The sequence below is a fragment of the Nocardioides ginsengisegetis genome (assembly GCF_014138045.1).
Taxonomy (GTDB): Bacteria; Actinomycetota; Actinomycetes; order Propionibacteriales; family Nocardioidaceae; genus Nocardioides; species Nocardioides ginsengisegetis.
In genome coordinates this window covers 1912196-1926777 of record NZ_JACGXA010000001.1, presented here as the reverse complement: position 1 = coordinate 1926777, position 14582 = coordinate 1912196, and the positions used below count along the sequence as shown (strand labels likewise).

At 72.1% G+C, this 14582-nt stretch carries 15 protein-coding genes; 11 read left to right on the top strand and 4 right to left on the bottom strand.

The features are described 5' to 3' along the window. Genes FB382_RS09160 through FB382_RS09130 form a run of 7 tightly spaced genes read left to right on the top strand, consistent with a single transcriptional unit; the run spans position 1 to position 6130 of the window. Positions 1–1263 (top strand): cysteine desulfurase, encoded by a 1263-nt coding sequence (locus FB382_RS09160; RefSeq protein ID WP_182538563.1) that lies wholly within the window; start codon positions 1–3, stop codon positions 1261–1263. A gap of 3 nt (positions 1264–1266) precedes the next feature. Further along, positions 1267–1731 (top strand): Fe-S cluster assembly sulfur transfer protein SufU, encoded by a 465-nt coding sequence (gene sufU / locus FB382_RS09155; RefSeq protein WP_182538562.1) that lies wholly within the window; start codon positions 1267–1269, stop codon positions 1729–1731. Further along, complete coding sequence (locus tag FB382_RS09150; RefSeq protein ID WP_182538560.1) at positions 1728–2129, top strand: metal-sulfur cluster assembly factor; 402 nt, start codon at positions 1728–1730, stop codon at positions 2127–2129. The genes sufU and FB382_RS09150 overlap by 4 nt, the downstream gene beginning before the upstream one ends. A 4-nt stretch (positions 2130–2133) precedes the next feature. Further along, complete coding sequence (locus tag FB382_RS09145; RefSeq protein WP_182538558.1) at positions 2134–2745, top strand: acVLRF1 family peptidyl-tRNA hydrolase; 612 nt, start codon at positions 2134–2136, stop codon at positions 2743–2745. 10 nt (positions 2746–2755) lie between these two features. Beyond that, complete coding sequence (locus tag FB382_RS09140) at positions 2756–3640, top strand: ATP-binding cassette domain-containing protein (RefSeq protein WP_182538556.1); 885 nt, start codon at positions 2756–2758, stop codon at positions 3638–3640. Further along, complete coding sequence (locus FB382_RS09135) at positions 3637–5202, top strand: ABC transporter permease (RefSeq protein WP_182538555.1); 1566 nt, start codon at positions 3637–3639, stop codon at positions 5200–5202. The genes FB382_RS09140 and FB382_RS09135 overlap by 4 nt, the downstream gene beginning before the upstream one ends. A 10-nt stretch (positions 5203–5212) precedes the next feature. Continuing rightward, positions 5213–6130, top strand: coding sequence for an aminoglycoside phosphotransferase family protein (locus tag FB382_RS09130; protein WP_182538553.1), 918 nt, complete (start codon positions 5213–5215; stop codon positions 6128–6130). Here the strand turns inward: FB382_RS09130 and ypfJ are convergent. Then, the gene (ypfJ, locus tag FB382_RS09125) at positions 6127–7068 is read right to left on the bottom strand and encodes a KPN_02809 family neutral zinc metallopeptidase (RefSeq protein WP_182538551.1); all 942 of its coding nucleotides are present in this window, start codon (positions 7066–7068) and stop codon (positions 6127–6129) included. The genes FB382_RS09130 and ypfJ overlap by 4 nt on opposite strands. Before the next feature lie 63 nt (positions 7069–7131). Between ypfJ and FB382_RS09120 the strand changes: the two genes are divergently transcribed. The 4 genes from FB382_RS09120 to FB382_RS09105 all read left to right on the top strand — a co-directional run bounded on the left by FB382_RS09120 (position 7132) and on the right by FB382_RS09105 (position 11891). After that, positions 7132–8730 (top strand): ABC-F family ATP-binding cassette domain-containing protein, encoded by a 1599-nt coding sequence (locus FB382_RS09120; RefSeq protein WP_125036168.1) that lies wholly within the window; start codon positions 7132–7134, stop codon positions 8728–8730. Positions 8731–8763: 33 nt separating this feature from the next. Next, on the top strand, positions 8764–9567 hold the full coding sequence (locus tag FB382_RS09115) for an enoyl-CoA hydratase/isomerase family protein (RefSeq protein ID WP_182538549.1): 804 nt from the start codon (positions 8764–8766) through the stop codon (positions 9565–9567). Further along, positions 9567–11447: an ABC transporter ATP-binding protein gene (locus FB382_RS09110; RefSeq protein WP_220481303.1), complete on the top strand. Its 1881-nt coding sequence runs from the start codon at positions 9567–9569 to the stop codon at positions 11445–11447. The genes FB382_RS09115 and FB382_RS09110 overlap by 1 nt, the downstream gene beginning before the upstream one ends. 96 nt (positions 11448–11543) lie before the next feature. Next, positions 11544–11891, top strand: coding sequence for a cupin domain-containing protein (locus tag FB382_RS09105; protein WP_125036166.1), 348 nt, complete (start codon positions 11544–11546; stop codon positions 11889–11891). Here FB382_RS09105 and FB382_RS09100 read toward each other — a convergent pair. The 3 genes from FB382_RS09100 to FB382_RS09090 form a co-directional block, all read right to left on the bottom strand. After that, positions 11855–12064 (bottom strand): hypothetical protein, encoded by a 210-nt coding sequence (locus tag FB382_RS09100; protein WP_182538547.1) that lies wholly within the window; start codon positions 12062–12064, stop codon positions 11855–11857. The genes FB382_RS09105 and FB382_RS09100 overlap by 37 nt on opposite strands. 88 nt (positions 12065–12152) lie before the next feature. Further along, the gene (locus FB382_RS09095) at positions 12153–12869 is read right to left on the bottom strand and encodes a hypothetical protein (protein ID WP_182538545.1); all 717 of its coding nucleotides are present in this window, start codon (positions 12867–12869) and stop codon (positions 12153–12155) included. Between the two features lie 75 nt (positions 12870–12944). Next, positions 12945–14441 carry a hypothetical protein gene (locus tag FB382_RS09090; protein ID WP_182538543.1) on the bottom strand — a complete coding sequence of 499 codons (1497 nt, stop codon included), beginning with the start codon at positions 14439–14441 and terminating at the stop codon, positions 12945–12947. Positions 14442–14582: the final 141 nt, after the last annotated feature.

Sequence of the window (14582 nt, the reverse complement as noted above, 5' to 3'; positions counted from 1 at the left end):
ATGACCCTCCCCGGACTCCTCCCCGAGCTGGAGGTCATCCGCAAGGACTTCCCGATCCTCGAGCGCACGCTCGCGGGCGGGCTGCCGCTGGTGTACCTCGACAGCGCCAACACCTCGCAGAAGCCGCAGGTGGTGATCGACACGATGGTCGACCACCTCGAGCGGCACAACGCGAACGTCGCGCGCGCCATGCACCAGCTCGGTGCGGAGTCCTCGGAGGCCTTCGAGGCTGCCCGCGACAAGGTCGCGGCGTTCATCAAGGCGCCGAGCCGCGACGAGGTGATCTTCACCAAGAACGCCTCCGAGGCGCTCAACCTGGTCGCCAACACGCTCGCCTGGGCACGGGGTCCGCTCGAGATCGGGGAGGGCGACGAGGTCGTCATCACCGAGATGGAGCACCACTCCAACATCGTGCCGTGGCAGCTGCTCACCGAGCGCAAGGGTGCGACGCTGCGCTGGTTCGGGCTGACCGACGACGGCCGGCTCGACCTGTCCGACATCGACCGCCTGATCAACGAGAAGACGAAGGTCGTATCGCTGACCTGGGTCTCCAACATGCTCGGCACGGTCAACCCGGTCGCGGAGATCGCTCGCCGGGCCCACGAGGTCGGCGCGCTCGTCGTCGTCGACGCCTCGCAGGCCGCCCCGCAGCTGCCCGTCGACGTCGTCGCCTCGGGCGCGGACCTGCTGGCCTTCACCGGCCACAAGGTCGTGGGCCCGACCGGCATCGGCGTGCTCTGGGGCAAGCGCGAGGTGCTCGAGGCGCTGCCGCCGTTCCTCGGGGGCGGCGAGATGATCGAGACCGTCACGATGGAGCGCTCGACCTACGCCGGGCTGCCGCACAAGTTCGAGGCCGGCACCCCGCCGATCGTCGAGGCGGTCGGGCTCGGCGCGGCCGTGGACTACCTCGGCCACATCGGCATGGACAACATCCACCGCCACGAGCAGGCCATCACCGGCTACGCCCTGGAGGGCCTGGCGACCGTGCCCGGCCTGACCGTGATGGGTCCGCTCGACGCGAGCGAGCGCGGCGGGGCGATCTCCTTCGAGATCGACGGCGTGCACCCCCACGACGTGGCGCAGGTGCTCGACTCCCGCGGCGTGGCCGTCCGGGCGGGGCACCACTGCGCCAAGCCGGCGCACGCCCGCTTCGGCGTGCAGAGCTCGACCCGGATGTCGTCGTACCTCTACACGACGCCGGGCGAGATCGACGCCCTGGTCGAGGCGCTGGAATACACCCGCAGCTACTTCAAGTTGGGTTGATACATGAGTCAAGAGCTCGACGCGCTGTACCAGGAGATCATCCTGGACCACTACAAGAACCCTCACCACAAGGGCCTGCGGGACCCCTTCGAGGCCGAGGTGCACCACGTCAACCCCACGTGCGGTGACGAGGTGACGCTGCGCGTCCACGTCGACGGTGGGACCGTGCAGGACGTGTCGTACGACGCCGTCGGCTGCTCGATCTCGCAGGCGTCCGCGTCGGTGATGACCGACCTCGTGATCGGCAAGTCCGTCGACGAGGCGATGTCGATCCACGAGGAGTTCCTGACCCTGATGCAGGGCAAGGGCACCGTCGAGCCGGACGAGGACGTCCTCGAGGACGGCATCGCGTTCGCCGGTGTCGCCAAGTTCCCGGCGCGCGTGAAGTGCGCCCTGCTGTCCTGGATGGCCTGGAAGGACGCGACCGCGTCGGCCCTGGCCACCGCAACGTCGGAGGAGAACCGATGACCGAGAACACCACCGAGACCACCAGCGCCGTCGACCACGGCGACGACCTGCCCGAGGTGCCCGCGGCCAACGCGTCCGGCGGGACCTCCACGGTGACCGTGGACGACGTCACCGAGGCGATGAAGGACGTCGTCGACCCCGAGCTCGGCATCAACGTCGTCGACCTCGGCCTGGTCTACGACGTGCACCTCGACGACAAGTCCAACGTCGTCCTCGACATGACCCTCACGTCCGCGGCCTGCCCGCTCACCGACGTGATCATGGACCAGACCAACTCCGCCCTCGAGGGCCTCGTCAACGACGTCGCCATCAACTGGGTCTGGATGCCGCCGTGGGGCCCGGACAAGATCACCGACGACGGCCGCGAGCAGCTGCGGGCGCTCGGGTTCAACGTCTGAGTCGTTGACCCACGTCCTGGTCCCCGCCGCTCGCCTCGAGCGGTGGGTCCTCAACTTCAACGGCCGCCACGGCACCACCGCGCTCGCGGTGGCCGGCGGTGCGCTGACCGGGGCGGCCAGTGACGGCTCGACGTTCGAGGCCCGGCTGCCCTTCGGGGAGCAGTACGCCGGCCTGCCGGACGCCGCCGCCTTCGCCGCCGCGCTCGTGGCCCCGGCCGACTGGGGGGTCCTGCTGGTCCGCAAGGGCGGCTTCGCCGTCGCCCGGCTGGCCGGGGAGAAGACCACCGAGTCGAAGGTCGGCCAACGCCACGTGCAGGGCCGCACCAAGGCGGGCGGGCAGAGCCAGCAACGCTTCGCACGCCGGCGCGACAACCAGGCCCGGCAGGCCTACGAGGCCGCGGCCGACCACGCCGCCCGCATCCTGGCCGGCGTGACCGGCCCGGTCGCCACCGGCGGCGACCACACCGCCGTCGAGGAGGTGCTGGCCGACGCGCGGCTGCGCCACGTCGTACGCGACGGGGCCTGGCTGCCGGTGCCCGACCCGCGACGGGCGGTGCTGGAGCAGTCCGTGCTCGACGCCCTGTCGGTCCGCGTGGACGTGGTCAACAGCCCCTAGAGTCGGAGTCGTGACGACGCCGATCGCGGTCCGCGGCCTGGTGAAGCGCTTCGGCACCCATCGTGCGCTGGACGGGCTCGACCTCACGGTCGAGGCCGGCGAGGTGCACGGCTTCCTCGGGCCCAACGGGGCCGGGAAGTCCACGACGCTCCGCGCCCTGCTCGGGCTGCTGCGCTGCGACGCGGGCAGCGCGACGGTCTTCGGCCTCGACCCGTGGCGCGACTCGGTCGCGATCCACCGGCGCTTGGCCTACGTGCCCGGCGACGTGGCGCTGTGGCCCAACCTGTCGGGCGGCGAGACCATCGACATGCTGCTGCGGATGCGCGGCGCCGACCCACGCGCCGGGCACCGCGCCGAGCTCCTCGAGCGCTTCGCGCTCGACCCCACCAAGAAGGGTCGCGCCTACTCCAAGGGCAACCGGCAGAAGGTCGCCCTCGTCGCGGCGCTGGCCGTCGACGTGGAGCTGCTGGTGCTCGACGAGCCGACGTCGGGCCTGGACCCGCTGATGGAGCAGGTCTTCGCCGACTGCGTCGCCGAGCGGGTGGCGGCGGGGACGACCGTGCTGCTGTCCAGCCACATCCTGAGCGAGGTCGAGCGGCTCGCCGACCGGGTCACCATCATCCGCGAGGGGCGGACCGTGGAGTCCGGCAGCCTCGACGACCTCCGGCACCTGCGCCGGAGCCGGATCCGGGCACAGCTCGACGGCACGATCCCCGACCTGGCCGGCACCCCCGGCGTCCACGACCTGGCCGTCGACGGACACACCGTCACCTGCACCGTCTCGCCCGAGGCCCTGCCGCACGTGCTGGGCGAGCTGACCCGCGCCGGCGTCACCGCCCTGACCAGCACGCCGCCCACCCTCGAGGAGCTCTTCCTCGACGCCTACCGAGCATGAACCGCTTCACCGGCACCCTGGCGCTCACGCGACGGGCGGTCCGGCGCGATCGCATCCTGCTGGTGGTCTGGATCGGCCTCCTGGTGCTCGTCGTCTACGCCTCCGCCGCCGCGACCGCCGGCCTCTACCCCTCGGTCGCGGACCGGGTGTCGGCCGCGCGCGCGATCAACGCCAGCCCCGCGATCGTCGCGCTCTACGGGCCGATCCTGGACGTGACCAGCCTCGGCGAGCTCGCGATGACGAAGCTGACGGTGCTCTACGCCGTCATCGTCGCGCTCCTGCTGCTCGTCGTGGTGCGCCGCCACACCCGCGGCGAGGAGGAGTCGGGTCACGCCGAGCTGCTCGGCGGCACCGCCATCGGGCCGGACGCGCTGCTGGCCGCCGCCCTCCTGGAAGGTACGTCGATCGCCGCCACCGTCGGCGTGCTCGCCGCGGCAGCGGACGTGGCGGGCGGCCTCCCGCTGACCGGCAGCGTGGCCTTCGGCGCGTCCTGGGCCGGGATCGGACTGGTCGCGGCCGCGCTGACGGCGGTCGCGTGCCAGCTCTCGGCCAGCAGCCGGACCTGCGCCGGTCTCGCGGGCGGCGCCCTGGCCGTCCTCTACCTGCTCCGCGCCGTCGGCGACACCGGGCCGGTGTGGCTCAGCTGGCTCTCGCCGTTCGGCTGGTCGACCCGCCTCAGCGCGTGGCGCGACCCGCGCTGGTGGGTGCTGCTGCTCGACGTCGGTCTGGCCCTCGGCCTGTCCTCAACCGCGCAATTGCTGCGGAACCGCCGCGACCTCGGCTCCGGCATCGTCCCCGCCCGCCCCGGACCGGCGCAGGGCGGGGCCCGGCTGGGCGACGCCTTCGCGCTGGCCTGGCGTGTGCACCGGACCGCCCTGCTGTCCTGGACCCTCGGCGTCGCGGCGATGGGCGGCGTGATGGGTGCGATCGCCCCGGGCGTGAAGGACCTCCTCGACACCGACGCGGGTCGCCGGATGATCGAGAGCATCGGGGGAGCGGGTGCCCTCGAGGACGCCCTGCTCGCCGCCGTCCTGTCGATCGCGGCGGTCGTCATCACCTGCTTCGGCCTCGCGGTGGTCGGCCACGGCGGCACCGACGAGCACGACGGCCGCACCGAGCAGGTGCTCGCCACCGCCACCTCCCGCACCCGGGCCTTCGTGGCGTCCACGGCGGTGGCGACCGGGGGTGCCGCCTGGCTGCTGGCGGTCACGGGGCTGGCCACCGGCGTCGGCCTCGGCCGGGACGCCCCCGGGCTGGTCGAGGCGGCGCTCGCCCAGGCGCCCGCGGTCTGGACCGTGCTGGCCGTCGCCGTGCTCCTCTTCGCCGTCGACAGCAGGTGGGCACCGCTGGGCTGGGGCGTCCTCGGCGCCTGCTTCGTCGTCGGCCAGCTCGGCGACCTCCTGCACCTGCCGGGCTGGCTGGTGGGCCTCTCGCCCTACGCCCACAGCCCGGCGATGCCGGTCGTGGCCTTCGCCGCCACGCCCGCACTGGTCCTGACCGGTGTGGCCGCTGCGGTGCTGGTCACCGCGTGGTGGCGCTACGCGGGGCGCGACATCGGCTAGCGTCCGAAGCATGTGGCAGCCCGAGACGGGGTGGCATCCGATGCCGGCGGGGTCCGGCACGTCCACGGTCGGCGTCTGGCGGACCGTCCTGGGTGACCAGCCCGTGGTGGTGAAGCGGCTGGCCGCGCCGTTCGAGAACGACCCCGCCGAGCTCAGCGACCCGCACCACTTCGCCTACTGGCGGCGTGCGGCCGACGTCGTCACCAGCGGTCTCGTCGGGGCGACACCGGGCCTGCGCTGCCCGGTCCGGACGTCGGTCGCCGAGGACGTCGAGGGCATCACGCTCACCCAGGACTGGGTCGAGGACTCCGCCAACAGCGGCCTGTTCTGTGCCCACGGCCTCGGCCGCTTCGCCGGCGCCGACCTGGGCGACGCGCCCTGGCTGGCCCGCGACCAGCTCCGCGACCGGCTCGCGCGCGTCGAGCGCCGCGGCGGCTGGCGCGCCCTCGCCCGGACCACGGTCGCCGACGTCGCCGAGCACCTCTGGGGGCGCCGTACGTCGCTCCTGGACGCGCTCGACGCCCTGCCGCAGGTCGCGCAGCACGGCGACCCGGTGCCCGCCAACCTGCCGGGCCGCGAGGGCGACGACGTCGTGGCGCTCGACTGGGGCACCCTCGGGCACGGCCCGGTCGGCGCCGACCTCGGCTACTTCATGCTCTCGGCACGTGAGGACTTCGAGCCACTGCTCGACGCCTACCTCCTCGGGATGCCCGACGGGCTCGCGACGCGCGAGCAGGTCGCGCTCGGGGCCCGGGTGACCGCGGTCGTCACGGTGCTCAACCGTGCCGAGTGGGCGCTGGCCCGGGTGGCCGGGGGAGAGGGAGCGCTCGCCGGGAAGTACCGCCACCCGGCCGTCGCGCCGCACCTGCGCGCCCTCCAGCGGCAGTTCCCGCAGATCGAGGCCCTGATGGAGGGCGCAGCGCCCTAGAGGTCGTTGGTGGCGAACGTGTCGCAGGCCTTGAGCGAGCCCTGCTGGTAGCCGGTCATGAACCACTTCACCCTCGACGCCGCCGACCCGTGGGTCCACTGCTCGGGGTTGACCCGGCCGTTGACCTCCTCCTGGATCCGGTCGTCGCCGACCGCGGTGGCCGCGGCGATGGCGTCCTGGATGTCCTGGTCGCTGAGCGACTCGATCAGCGCCACGCCGTCGGCGTTGTCGGTGGACGTGGCGTTCTTGGCCCACATGCCGGCGTAGCAGTCGGCCTGCAGCTCCAGGCGCACCGAGTCGGACTTGGGGCCCTGCTGGGTCTTGACCCGGCTCATGGTGCCGAGGAGGTTCTGGATGTGGTGGCCGTACTCGTGGGCGATCACGTAGGGCTCCACGAAGTCGCCGCTCGGACCGTTGAGCTGCTTCTGGAGCACGGCCTTGTAGAAGCTGGTGTCGAGGTAGATGTACTGGTCGTTGGGGCAGTAGAACGGCCCGACGTCCGAGGTCGCGTTGCCGCAGCCGGTGTCGATCGCGTCGGTGAAGGTCTCGATGCCCGCCTCGGCGGTGAAGTCGGTGCCGGCCTGGTCGGGCAGGGTGCTGGACCAGTAGTCGTAGAGGGAGTTCTCGACGGCGACCCGGGCGCAGTCGGCGGACTTGTTGGCGTCCTCACCGGTCTTGCAGGAGGTGTAGCGGCCGGTGTCGGCGCCGGTGAAGCGGCTGCTGTCGAGGCCGCTGGTCGTGCCGCCGCCGCCGTTGTCGAGGCACTGCGTCAGGACGAGGTAGAGGATGACGATGATCACGCCGCCGATCCCGCCGCCGGCGCGCACGCCACCCGGAATCGGGATGCTGGCGCCGCCCCCGCCCGCTCGGCCACCCCGGCCGCGGCCGGCGTCGCCCATGCGCTGGGTGTCCAGGCGGGCCTTGGGGTTGAAGCGCATGGGTCCTCCGGGGGCTGCTCAGTTCGTGCGGGGCGGTGAGCCGCGCCTAGACTAACCACCCTCATGATCACCGCCCACCAGCTCGAAGTCCGTGCCGGCGCGCGGCTCCTCATGGAGAACGTCAGCTTCCGGGTCGCCGCCGGCGACAAGGTCGGTCTGGTGGGCCGCAACGGCGCCGGCAAGACCACCCTCACCAAGATCCTCGCGGGGGAGGCGCTGCCCGCTGCGGGCAACGTCCAGGCGACCGGCGAGGTCGGCTATCTCCCTCAGGATCCCCGCATCGGCGACCCCGAGGTCCTCGCCCGCGACCGGATCCTGTCCGCGCGCGGTCTCGACGACGTCGTACGACGCCTCCGGGCCGCCGAGACCGACATGGCCAGCGGTGACCCCGACGTGGCGGAGAAGGCCATGCGGCAGTACTCCCGCGCCGACGCCGAGCTGCACGCCGGTGGTGGCTACGCGGCCGAGTCGGAGGCCGCCCAGATCGCCAACAGCCTCGGCATCGAGGAGCGGATCCTCGGCCAGCAGCTCAAGACCCTGTCCGGCGGCCAGCGCCGCCGCGTGGAGCTCGCGCGCATCCTGTTCTCGGGCGCGGACACGCTGCTCCTCGACGAGCCGACCAACCACCTCGACGCCGACTCGATCGTGTGGCTGCGGGAGTTCCTGAAGTCTCACAAGGGCGGGCTGATCGTGATCAGCCACGACAACGACCTGCTCGAGACCACGGTCAACAAGGTGCTGCACCTCGACGCCAACCGCGGCGTCATCGACGTCTACAACATGGGCTGGAAGGCCTACCTCACCCAGCGCGAGACCGACGAGCGTCGCCGCAAGCGCGAGCGTGCCAACGCCGAGAGCAAGGCCAAGACGCTCACCGACCAGGCCAACAAGATGCGGGCCAAGGCCAGCAAGGCCACGGCGGCCCAGTCGATGCTCAAGCGCGCCGAGAAGATGATGTCCGGGCTCGAGGGCGAGCGCGCGGCCGACAAGGTCGCGAAGATCAAGTTCCCCTCGCCGGCCGCCTGCGGCAAGACCCCGCTCACCGCGAGCGAGCTGTCGAAGTCCTACGGCTCGCTCGAGGTCTTCACCGACGTGGACCTGGCCATCGACAAGGGCAGCCGCGTGGTCATCCTCGGGCTCAACGGTGCCGGCAAGACCACGATGCTGCGCATCCTCGCGGGCGTCGACAAGCCGGACACCGGCGAGGTGATCCCGGGGCACGGGCTCAAGCTGGGCTACTACGCCCAGGAGCACGAGACCCTCGACACCAACCGCACCGTGCTGGAGAACATGCAGAGCGCCGCTCCGCAGCTCACCGACACCGAGGCGCGCAGCGTGCTCGGGTCGTTCCTCTTCTCCGGGGACGACGCCCAGAAGCCGGCCGGCGTGCTGTCCGGTGGCGAGAAGACCCGCCTCGCGCTCGCGTCGCTGGTCGTCTCCAGCGCCAACGTGCTGCTGCTCGACGAGCCCACCAACAACCTCGACCCCGCCTCCCGCGAGGAGGTGCTCGCGGCGATCCGCACCTACGAGGGCGCGATCATCCTGGTGACGCACGACGAGGGCGCCGTACGCGCCCTGGAGCCGGACCGCGTGCTGCTCCTGCCGGACGGGGACGAGGACCTGTGGAGCGACGACTACGCCGACCTGGTGTCCCTGGCCTGAGGCCGGCGTGCGCGGGGTTCCTAGACTCCGGGCATGACACCTGACGCGATCGCGGCCGCCGGCCTCCGTCTCCACCAGTCCGGGGCGGTCGCCACGATCACGCTGGACCGTCCCGACGTCCGCAACGCGCAGACCCCGGCGATGTGGCGGGCCCTGGCGGCGATCGGCGCGGCGCTGCCCGAGGAGACCCGGGTCGTGGTGCTGCGCGGCGAGGGGCACTCGTTCTCCGCGGGCCTGGACCGCGCCATGCTCGCGCCCGGCGCCGCCGCCGAGGGCGTCGAGACCGTCGCCGACCTGCTCGCGATGGACGACGCGGACATCTCGTCCACGATCGACGCCTACCAGCAGGGCTTCACCTTCCTCCACGACCCGCGGTTCGTCTCGATCGCCGCGGTGCAGGGCTATGCGATCGGCGCTGGTTTCCAGCTCGCGCTCGCCTGCGACCTGCGCGTGGTCACCAGCGACGCGCAGTTCTGCATGAAGGAGGCCGCGCTCGGGCTGGTGCCCGACCTCGCGGGAACAAAGCCGCTCGTCGACAGCGTTGGCTATGCCAGGGCGCTGGAGATCTGTGCCACTGCGCGGATGGTCGACGCGGCCGAGGCCGTCGAGATCGGGCTCGCGCAGGCCGTGGTCGCCGCCGAGGAGCTCGACACCACCGTCGAGCACCTGGTCGCCGCCCTGACCGCCCCGATGGCCGGGGCGGTGTCGGAGACCAAGGCGCTGCTGCAGGCGGCGTCGGGGCGCGACCTGGACGAGCAGCGCCGCTTCGAGCGCGAGGCCCAGGTCCGCCGGTTCCGCGAGCTGGCCCGGCTGCAGGGCGGAGATGGAGGCAGCTGATGTCGATGATGGGCATGGGCCCGGCCTTCCGGGCGATGCGCACCGACCGCAGCGCCGTCGACCAGCGCCTGGCGCGCGGCACCGTCCGTCGCGTCTTCCGCTACGCCGGTCCGCACCGGACGCTGATCGCGCTGTTCCTCGTCTTCACCGTCGTCGACGCCGGACTGGTCGTGGTCTCGCCGCTGCTGGTCAAGCGCATCGTCGACCACGGCATCCTCGGCGGCGACGGCCGTCTCGTCACGATCCTGGCGCTGGCGATGGCCGGTGTGGCGCTCGCCGACGCCCTGCTGAGCGTCGTCGTGGGCTACCTGTCGTCGCGGATCGGGGAGGGCCTGATCTACGACCTGCGGGTGCAGGTCTTCGCCCACGTGCAACGCCAGTCGCTCGCGTTCTTCACCCGCACCCAGACCGGCGCGCTGGTCTCGCGCCTCAACAACGACGTGATCGGTGCCCAGCGGGCGTTCACCTCCACCCTGTCCGGCACCGTCTCCAACGCCATCTCGGTCGTGGTCGTGGGCATCGCGATGATCGCGCTGAGCTGGCAGGTCACCCTGCTGTGCCTGCTGCTGTTCCCCGTGCTGTTCCTGTCCTCGCGCTGGGTGGGCAACCGGCTCGCCGGCCTCACGCGCGAGCAGATGGACGGCAACGCCGACATGGGCAACGCGATGACCGAGCGCTTCAACGTGGGTGGCGCGATGCTGCTCAAGCTCTTCGGCCGCCGCGACGACGAGGACGTGAAGTTCGCCTCGAAGGCCGGGCGGGTCCGCGACCTCGGCGTCCAGATCTCCCTGATCCAGCGGGTGTTCGTGGCCGCGATGCTGGCTGTGCCGGCGCTCGCGACCGCGTTGGTGTACGGCGTCGGCGGCCACCTCGCTCTCGACGGCACCCTCACCGTCGGCACCCTGCTGGCCCTCGCCACGCTGCTGGTCCGCCTCCTCGGCCCGCTCCAGGGGCTCTCCAACGTCCGGATCGACGTGATGACCGCACTGGTCAGCTTCGAGCGGGTCTTCGAGGTGCTCGACCTGCCTTCCCTCATCCAGGAGAAGCCCGACGCCGTCGCCCTGCCGCCGACCGCCTCGCGCCTGGAGTTCGACCACGTCGCCTTCACCTACCCCCGCGCCGACGAGATCTCGCTCGCCTCGCTCGAGGGCGTGGCCCGCAAGGAGTCCCGCGACAGCGGCCAGGTGCTCGCCGACATCTCCTTCGTCGCCGAGCCGGGCCAGATGATCGCGCTGGTCGGGCCCTCGGGCGCCGGCAAGACGACGGTGACCCACCTCGTCGCCCGCCTGTACGACGCCGAGCGCGGCGTCGTGCGGGTCGGCGGGCAGGACGTCCGCGACGTCACGCTGCAGTCTCTCGAGGACGCGGTCGGCTACGTCACCCAGGACGCCCACATGTTCCACGACACGATCCGCGCCAACCTGCTGTATGCCCGACCCGAGGCCGGCGACCAGGAGATCTGGGACGCGCTCGAGGCCGCCCAGATCGCCCCGCTGGTGCGTGGGCTGCCCGACGGCCTCGACACGGTCGTCGGTGACCGCGGCTACCGGCTGTCCGGTGGCGAGCGCCAGCGGCTCGCGATCGCCCGGCTGCTGCTCAAGGCCCCGGCGATCGTCGTACTGGACGAGGCGACGGCGCACCTCGACAGCGAGTCGGAGGCCGCCGTCCAGCGGGCGCTCGACGCCGCGCTCGAGGGGCGCACGTCACTGGTCATCGCGCACCGGCTCTCGACCGTGCGCAACGCCGACCGGATCCTGGTCCTCGACGGCGGCAAGATCAGCCAGGCCGGCACCCACGCCGAGCTCCTCGCCTCCGGTGGCCTGTACGCCGACCTCTACCGGACGCAGTTCATCCAGGACGCGCCGGCCGAGGCGCTGTAGGGGCCCGCAGACGATCCAGATGGGCGATTCCGGGGAGGCCGTGACCGGCCTAGATTGGGGTCGCCCGGGGACGGCCCTGCACACCTGGAGGTAGTCGTGTCATCACTGAACATCGCCACACCCAACGAGGTCCGGCCGTTCCGGGCCCACGGTCACATGGACGTCGTCACGCTCGACGACTTCACCCTCGGCATGGGCACCTTCGAGCCCGGCTGGCGCTGGTCGGAGGACGTCAAGCCGATCGCCGGGACCGAGTCCTGCCAGGTCCGCCACACCGGCATCTGCGTGTCGGGCCAGATGGTGATCCGCATGGACGACGGCACCGAGAGCACCATCGGCCCCGGCGACGTCGTGCTCATCGAACCCGGCCACGACGCCTGGGTCGTGGGCGACGAGGCCTGCGTGCTCTACGACACCGGCGTCGCGGCGTACGCCAAGGCGTAGGCCCCGACCTCGCCCGCTGGGGCGTCGAACGGCGCGATCGGGACGCTCCAGCCGGCGGGTCCGACCTGCTCCCTCGCGGTGAACTCGCCCGCGTAGTAGCCGTTGTGGCGGTGCACGTGCGCGCGCCCGGCGGACGTGCCGGACTCCTGCTCGACGGCGACCCATGCGGCCATGCCGGTCACCTCCCTCCGAGGATCGTTTCCCGGACGGAGGGGCGTCAGGTGGCGGGTGATACGTCGCTCGGGCCTCGACCTGGGAACGTCAGGGTCGGGGGAGGGAACCCCACGTGCCTTCGGTGTGCACGAGCACCACGGCGAGCGCTGCGGCCGAGGCCGCCATCGCCGCGAACCACAGCAGGCGCGTCCAGCGCCCGGGCACCCCGGTGGCTGGGTGCTGCCCGGGCAGGATGGTGAGGCGGAGCGCCGGGACGAGCCGGCTCAGGAGATGCAGCCCGGCGGCAGCCACCCACACCGCGAAGAAGCCCTGGTGGAGGGTGATCCAGTCGATGCGGAATCCGAGCACCGTGAGCAGGTCCTGACGTGCGGACTCCTCGCCCAGCAGGATCAGGAGGACGCCCGTGGCGAGCAGGCCCAGCGTCGAGACGACCACGAGTGGGCCGAGCACCCGGAGCAGGAGCGGCGGTGGGCCGGCCTCGCGGTAGGGCGTCCGGCCGAGGTAGTAGCCCGCCATCTTCCAGCCGGTGCTCGCCGTCTTCATCACCGCCGGCGGCACCAGCAACGCGCCGAGAGCGACGTGCCACGAGATCAGCCCCCGCACGTCGAAGAGGGTCAGCAGCTCCGCGACCGACAGGACGAGCAGCACCAGGCCCGTCCACGCGGTCAGCAGGACGTTGCCGGCCGGCCCTCCCGTCACTGGCAGGACGGGGCTCTCGGTGGTCGTCCGTCCGCTCGCCTCGGCGTAGGCGTCCACGAACGCACGCTGGAGCCCGCCGGTCGACTTCTCTGTCGCAGGGTGCATGAGGGCACCTTGGCAGCCTCGCCTGTGTGTTTCCTGTGCCTGCGCGCCTCGCGGAACTCCCGATCCGGTCGGCCTTCACCGGTGCGACGTGTCGCTCCTGCCGGCGCCGAGGGTGAGCTGTCCGGTGTGGAACTGGTGCTGGAGGCGGACGAGGGCGCGGTCGAGGGGGTCGGGGCTGAGCCATGCCCGGGCGTCGGTCTCGGTGAGTTCGTGGGTGCCGGCGGCGTCGACGAGGCGGTGCAGTCCCTGGGGGGTACGCCAGAGTGTCTCGCCGGTCCCGGTGGTGGCGACGCGGTAGCCGAGGTGGGTCTTGGCGCGGTGTGCGGTCCGGGAGAGTGGTCGGCCGGTGTGGCTGCTGGTCTGGCCGGGTGGGCCGGTGGGTCGGTAGGGCACGGGGTGGTCGACGTCGACCTTCCGCGAGACCCGGGTGGCGTGCGGGAAGCAGTCGAGGGGTTGTCGGAGGTGGATGCGTTCCTTGATGGCCTCGGGGTGCTCGTAGGCGCAGCTGGAGACGAGGTCCTTGAGGTCGATGACCGGCTTGATGCTCACTCGGGTGTGGGCGAGGAGTTCGGTCAGCTGGGCGAGGGCGACCGGGCCGATGCCTTCGACCCGCGCCACACCGCTGGCAGTGCCGGTGAGGGCTGCTTCGTGGAGGTGGACGTAGAGGATCGACGTGGGCCGGAACGTCTCGGGCTTGGCCGACTTCAGGGCGTCGAGGAGGTCGGCGGGGAACGCCAGGGCCCGCGGGGTGTGGTCCTCGACAGGCTCGGCGTCCTCTGGCTGCTCGGTGTGTTCGAGGAGGAGTTGGAGGAGCTCGGCGGGGCGGGCGAGCCAGCCGAAGGCCAGGGAGCGGAGCAGGTCGCGGGGCGCGTCGGCGTGCTCGGGGCGGGTGGCGAGGATGTCGGCGACTCGGGTCACGACGGCGTCGACGTAGGCGGCGTCGCCGGCGTTGACGCGGGCGATGACGTGCCGCAGCCCGACCGCGTCGGTGCGCGAGAGGGACACGTAGCGGCGGTGGCGGGCTTCCTCGAGGCGGGTGGCGTGGGTGGCGGGGTCGGCCTCGATGATCTTGGCCTCGACCAGGGCGATCACCCGGGCGGGGGACTGGGACCCGATGGCCCGGGCCACGGCCTGGTCGACCAGGTCGACGAGGGCCAGGGGCAGGTCGCGGGTCAGGACGGCGACCTTGCGGGCCAGCCAGGGCTCGGCGCGGCCGGTGCGGGTGACAGTCCAGGTCTGGGGGAGTCGGTGCCGCAGGTCGAGCGCGTCGGCGGCGGCTGCGCGGGCGGAGAGGGTGTGGACGCCGCGGGCGATGCCGAGCTCGCACAGTGACAGCTCCCGGACCCGCGGGGTGCCCTCCCCACCGAGGTCGACCAGGCGGTCCGAGCCCGGCGGCAGCGGGATCGTCGGGTCCGGCCGCGGATCGTCACGGGGGTCGGAGGCGTGAAGGTCGCACCAGTGCAGCACCAGGAGCAGGTCCTCGACCTCGGCCTGCCGCCGCCGCGTGACCACGTCCCCGAGCAGCGCGAGCGTGTCGCCTGCGTCGAGGTCGGTCACCGGGATATGGGCCATGCCTGATTCTAATCGAACATATGTACGAACGCAACAGGCTGTAGCGAATCAAGATTCCTTGCAGGGTCCGATGACGAGGCGTTTGTTGACGTCAGTCCCTTCGATACCTTCTGGTCGTGTAGCACGGCCGGAGGCCGCTGG

Bases quoted from the DNA above. Each gene is read 5' to 3' on its own strand.
- FB382_RS09100 (WP_182538547.1), bottom strand. From the start codon at position 12,064: ATGGCCGCATGGGTCGCCGTCGAGCAGGAGTCCGGCACGTCCGCCGGG.
- ypfJ (WP_182538551.1), bottom strand. From the start codon at position 7,068: ATGCGCTTCAACCCCAAGGCCCGCCTGGACACCCAGCGCATGGGCGAC.
- FB382_RS09110 (WP_220481303.1), top strand. From the start codon at position 9,567: ATGTCGATGATGGGCATGGGCCCGGCCTTCCGGGCGATGCGCACCGAC.
- FB382_RS09090 (WP_182538543.1), bottom strand. From the start codon at position 14,441: ATGGCCCATATCCCGGTGACCGACCTCGACGCAGGCGACACGCTCGCG.
- FB382_RS09095 (WP_182538545.1), bottom strand. From the start codon at position 12,869: ATGCACCCTGCGACAGAGAAGTCGACCGGCGGGCTCCAGCGTGCGTTC.
- FB382_RS09115 (WP_182538549.1), top strand. From the start codon at position 8,764: ATGACACCTGACGCGATCGCGGCCGCCGGCCTCCGTCTCCACCAGTCC.
- FB382_RS09150 (WP_182538560.1), top strand. From the start codon at position 1,728: ATGACCGAGAACACCACCGAGACCACCAGCGCCGTCGACCACGGCGAC.
- FB382_RS09130 (WP_182538553.1), top strand. From the start codon at position 5,213: ATGTGGCAGCCCGAGACGGGGTGGCATCCGATGCCGGCGGGGTCCGGC.
- FB382_RS09135 (WP_182538555.1), top strand. From the start codon at position 3,637: ATGAACCGCTTCACCGGCACCCTGGCGCTCACGCGACGGGCGGTCCGG.
- FB382_RS09160 (WP_182538563.1), top strand. From the start codon at position 1: ATGACCCTCCCCGGACTCCTCCCCGAGCTGGAGGTCATCCGCAAGGAC.
- sufU (WP_182538562.1), top strand. From the start codon at position 1,267: ATGAGTCAAGAGCTCGACGCGCTGTACCAGGAGATCATCCTGGACCAC.
- FB382_RS09120 (WP_125036168.1), top strand. From the start codon at position 7,132: ATGATCACCGCCCACCAGCTCGAAGTCCGTGCCGGCGCGCGGCTCCTC.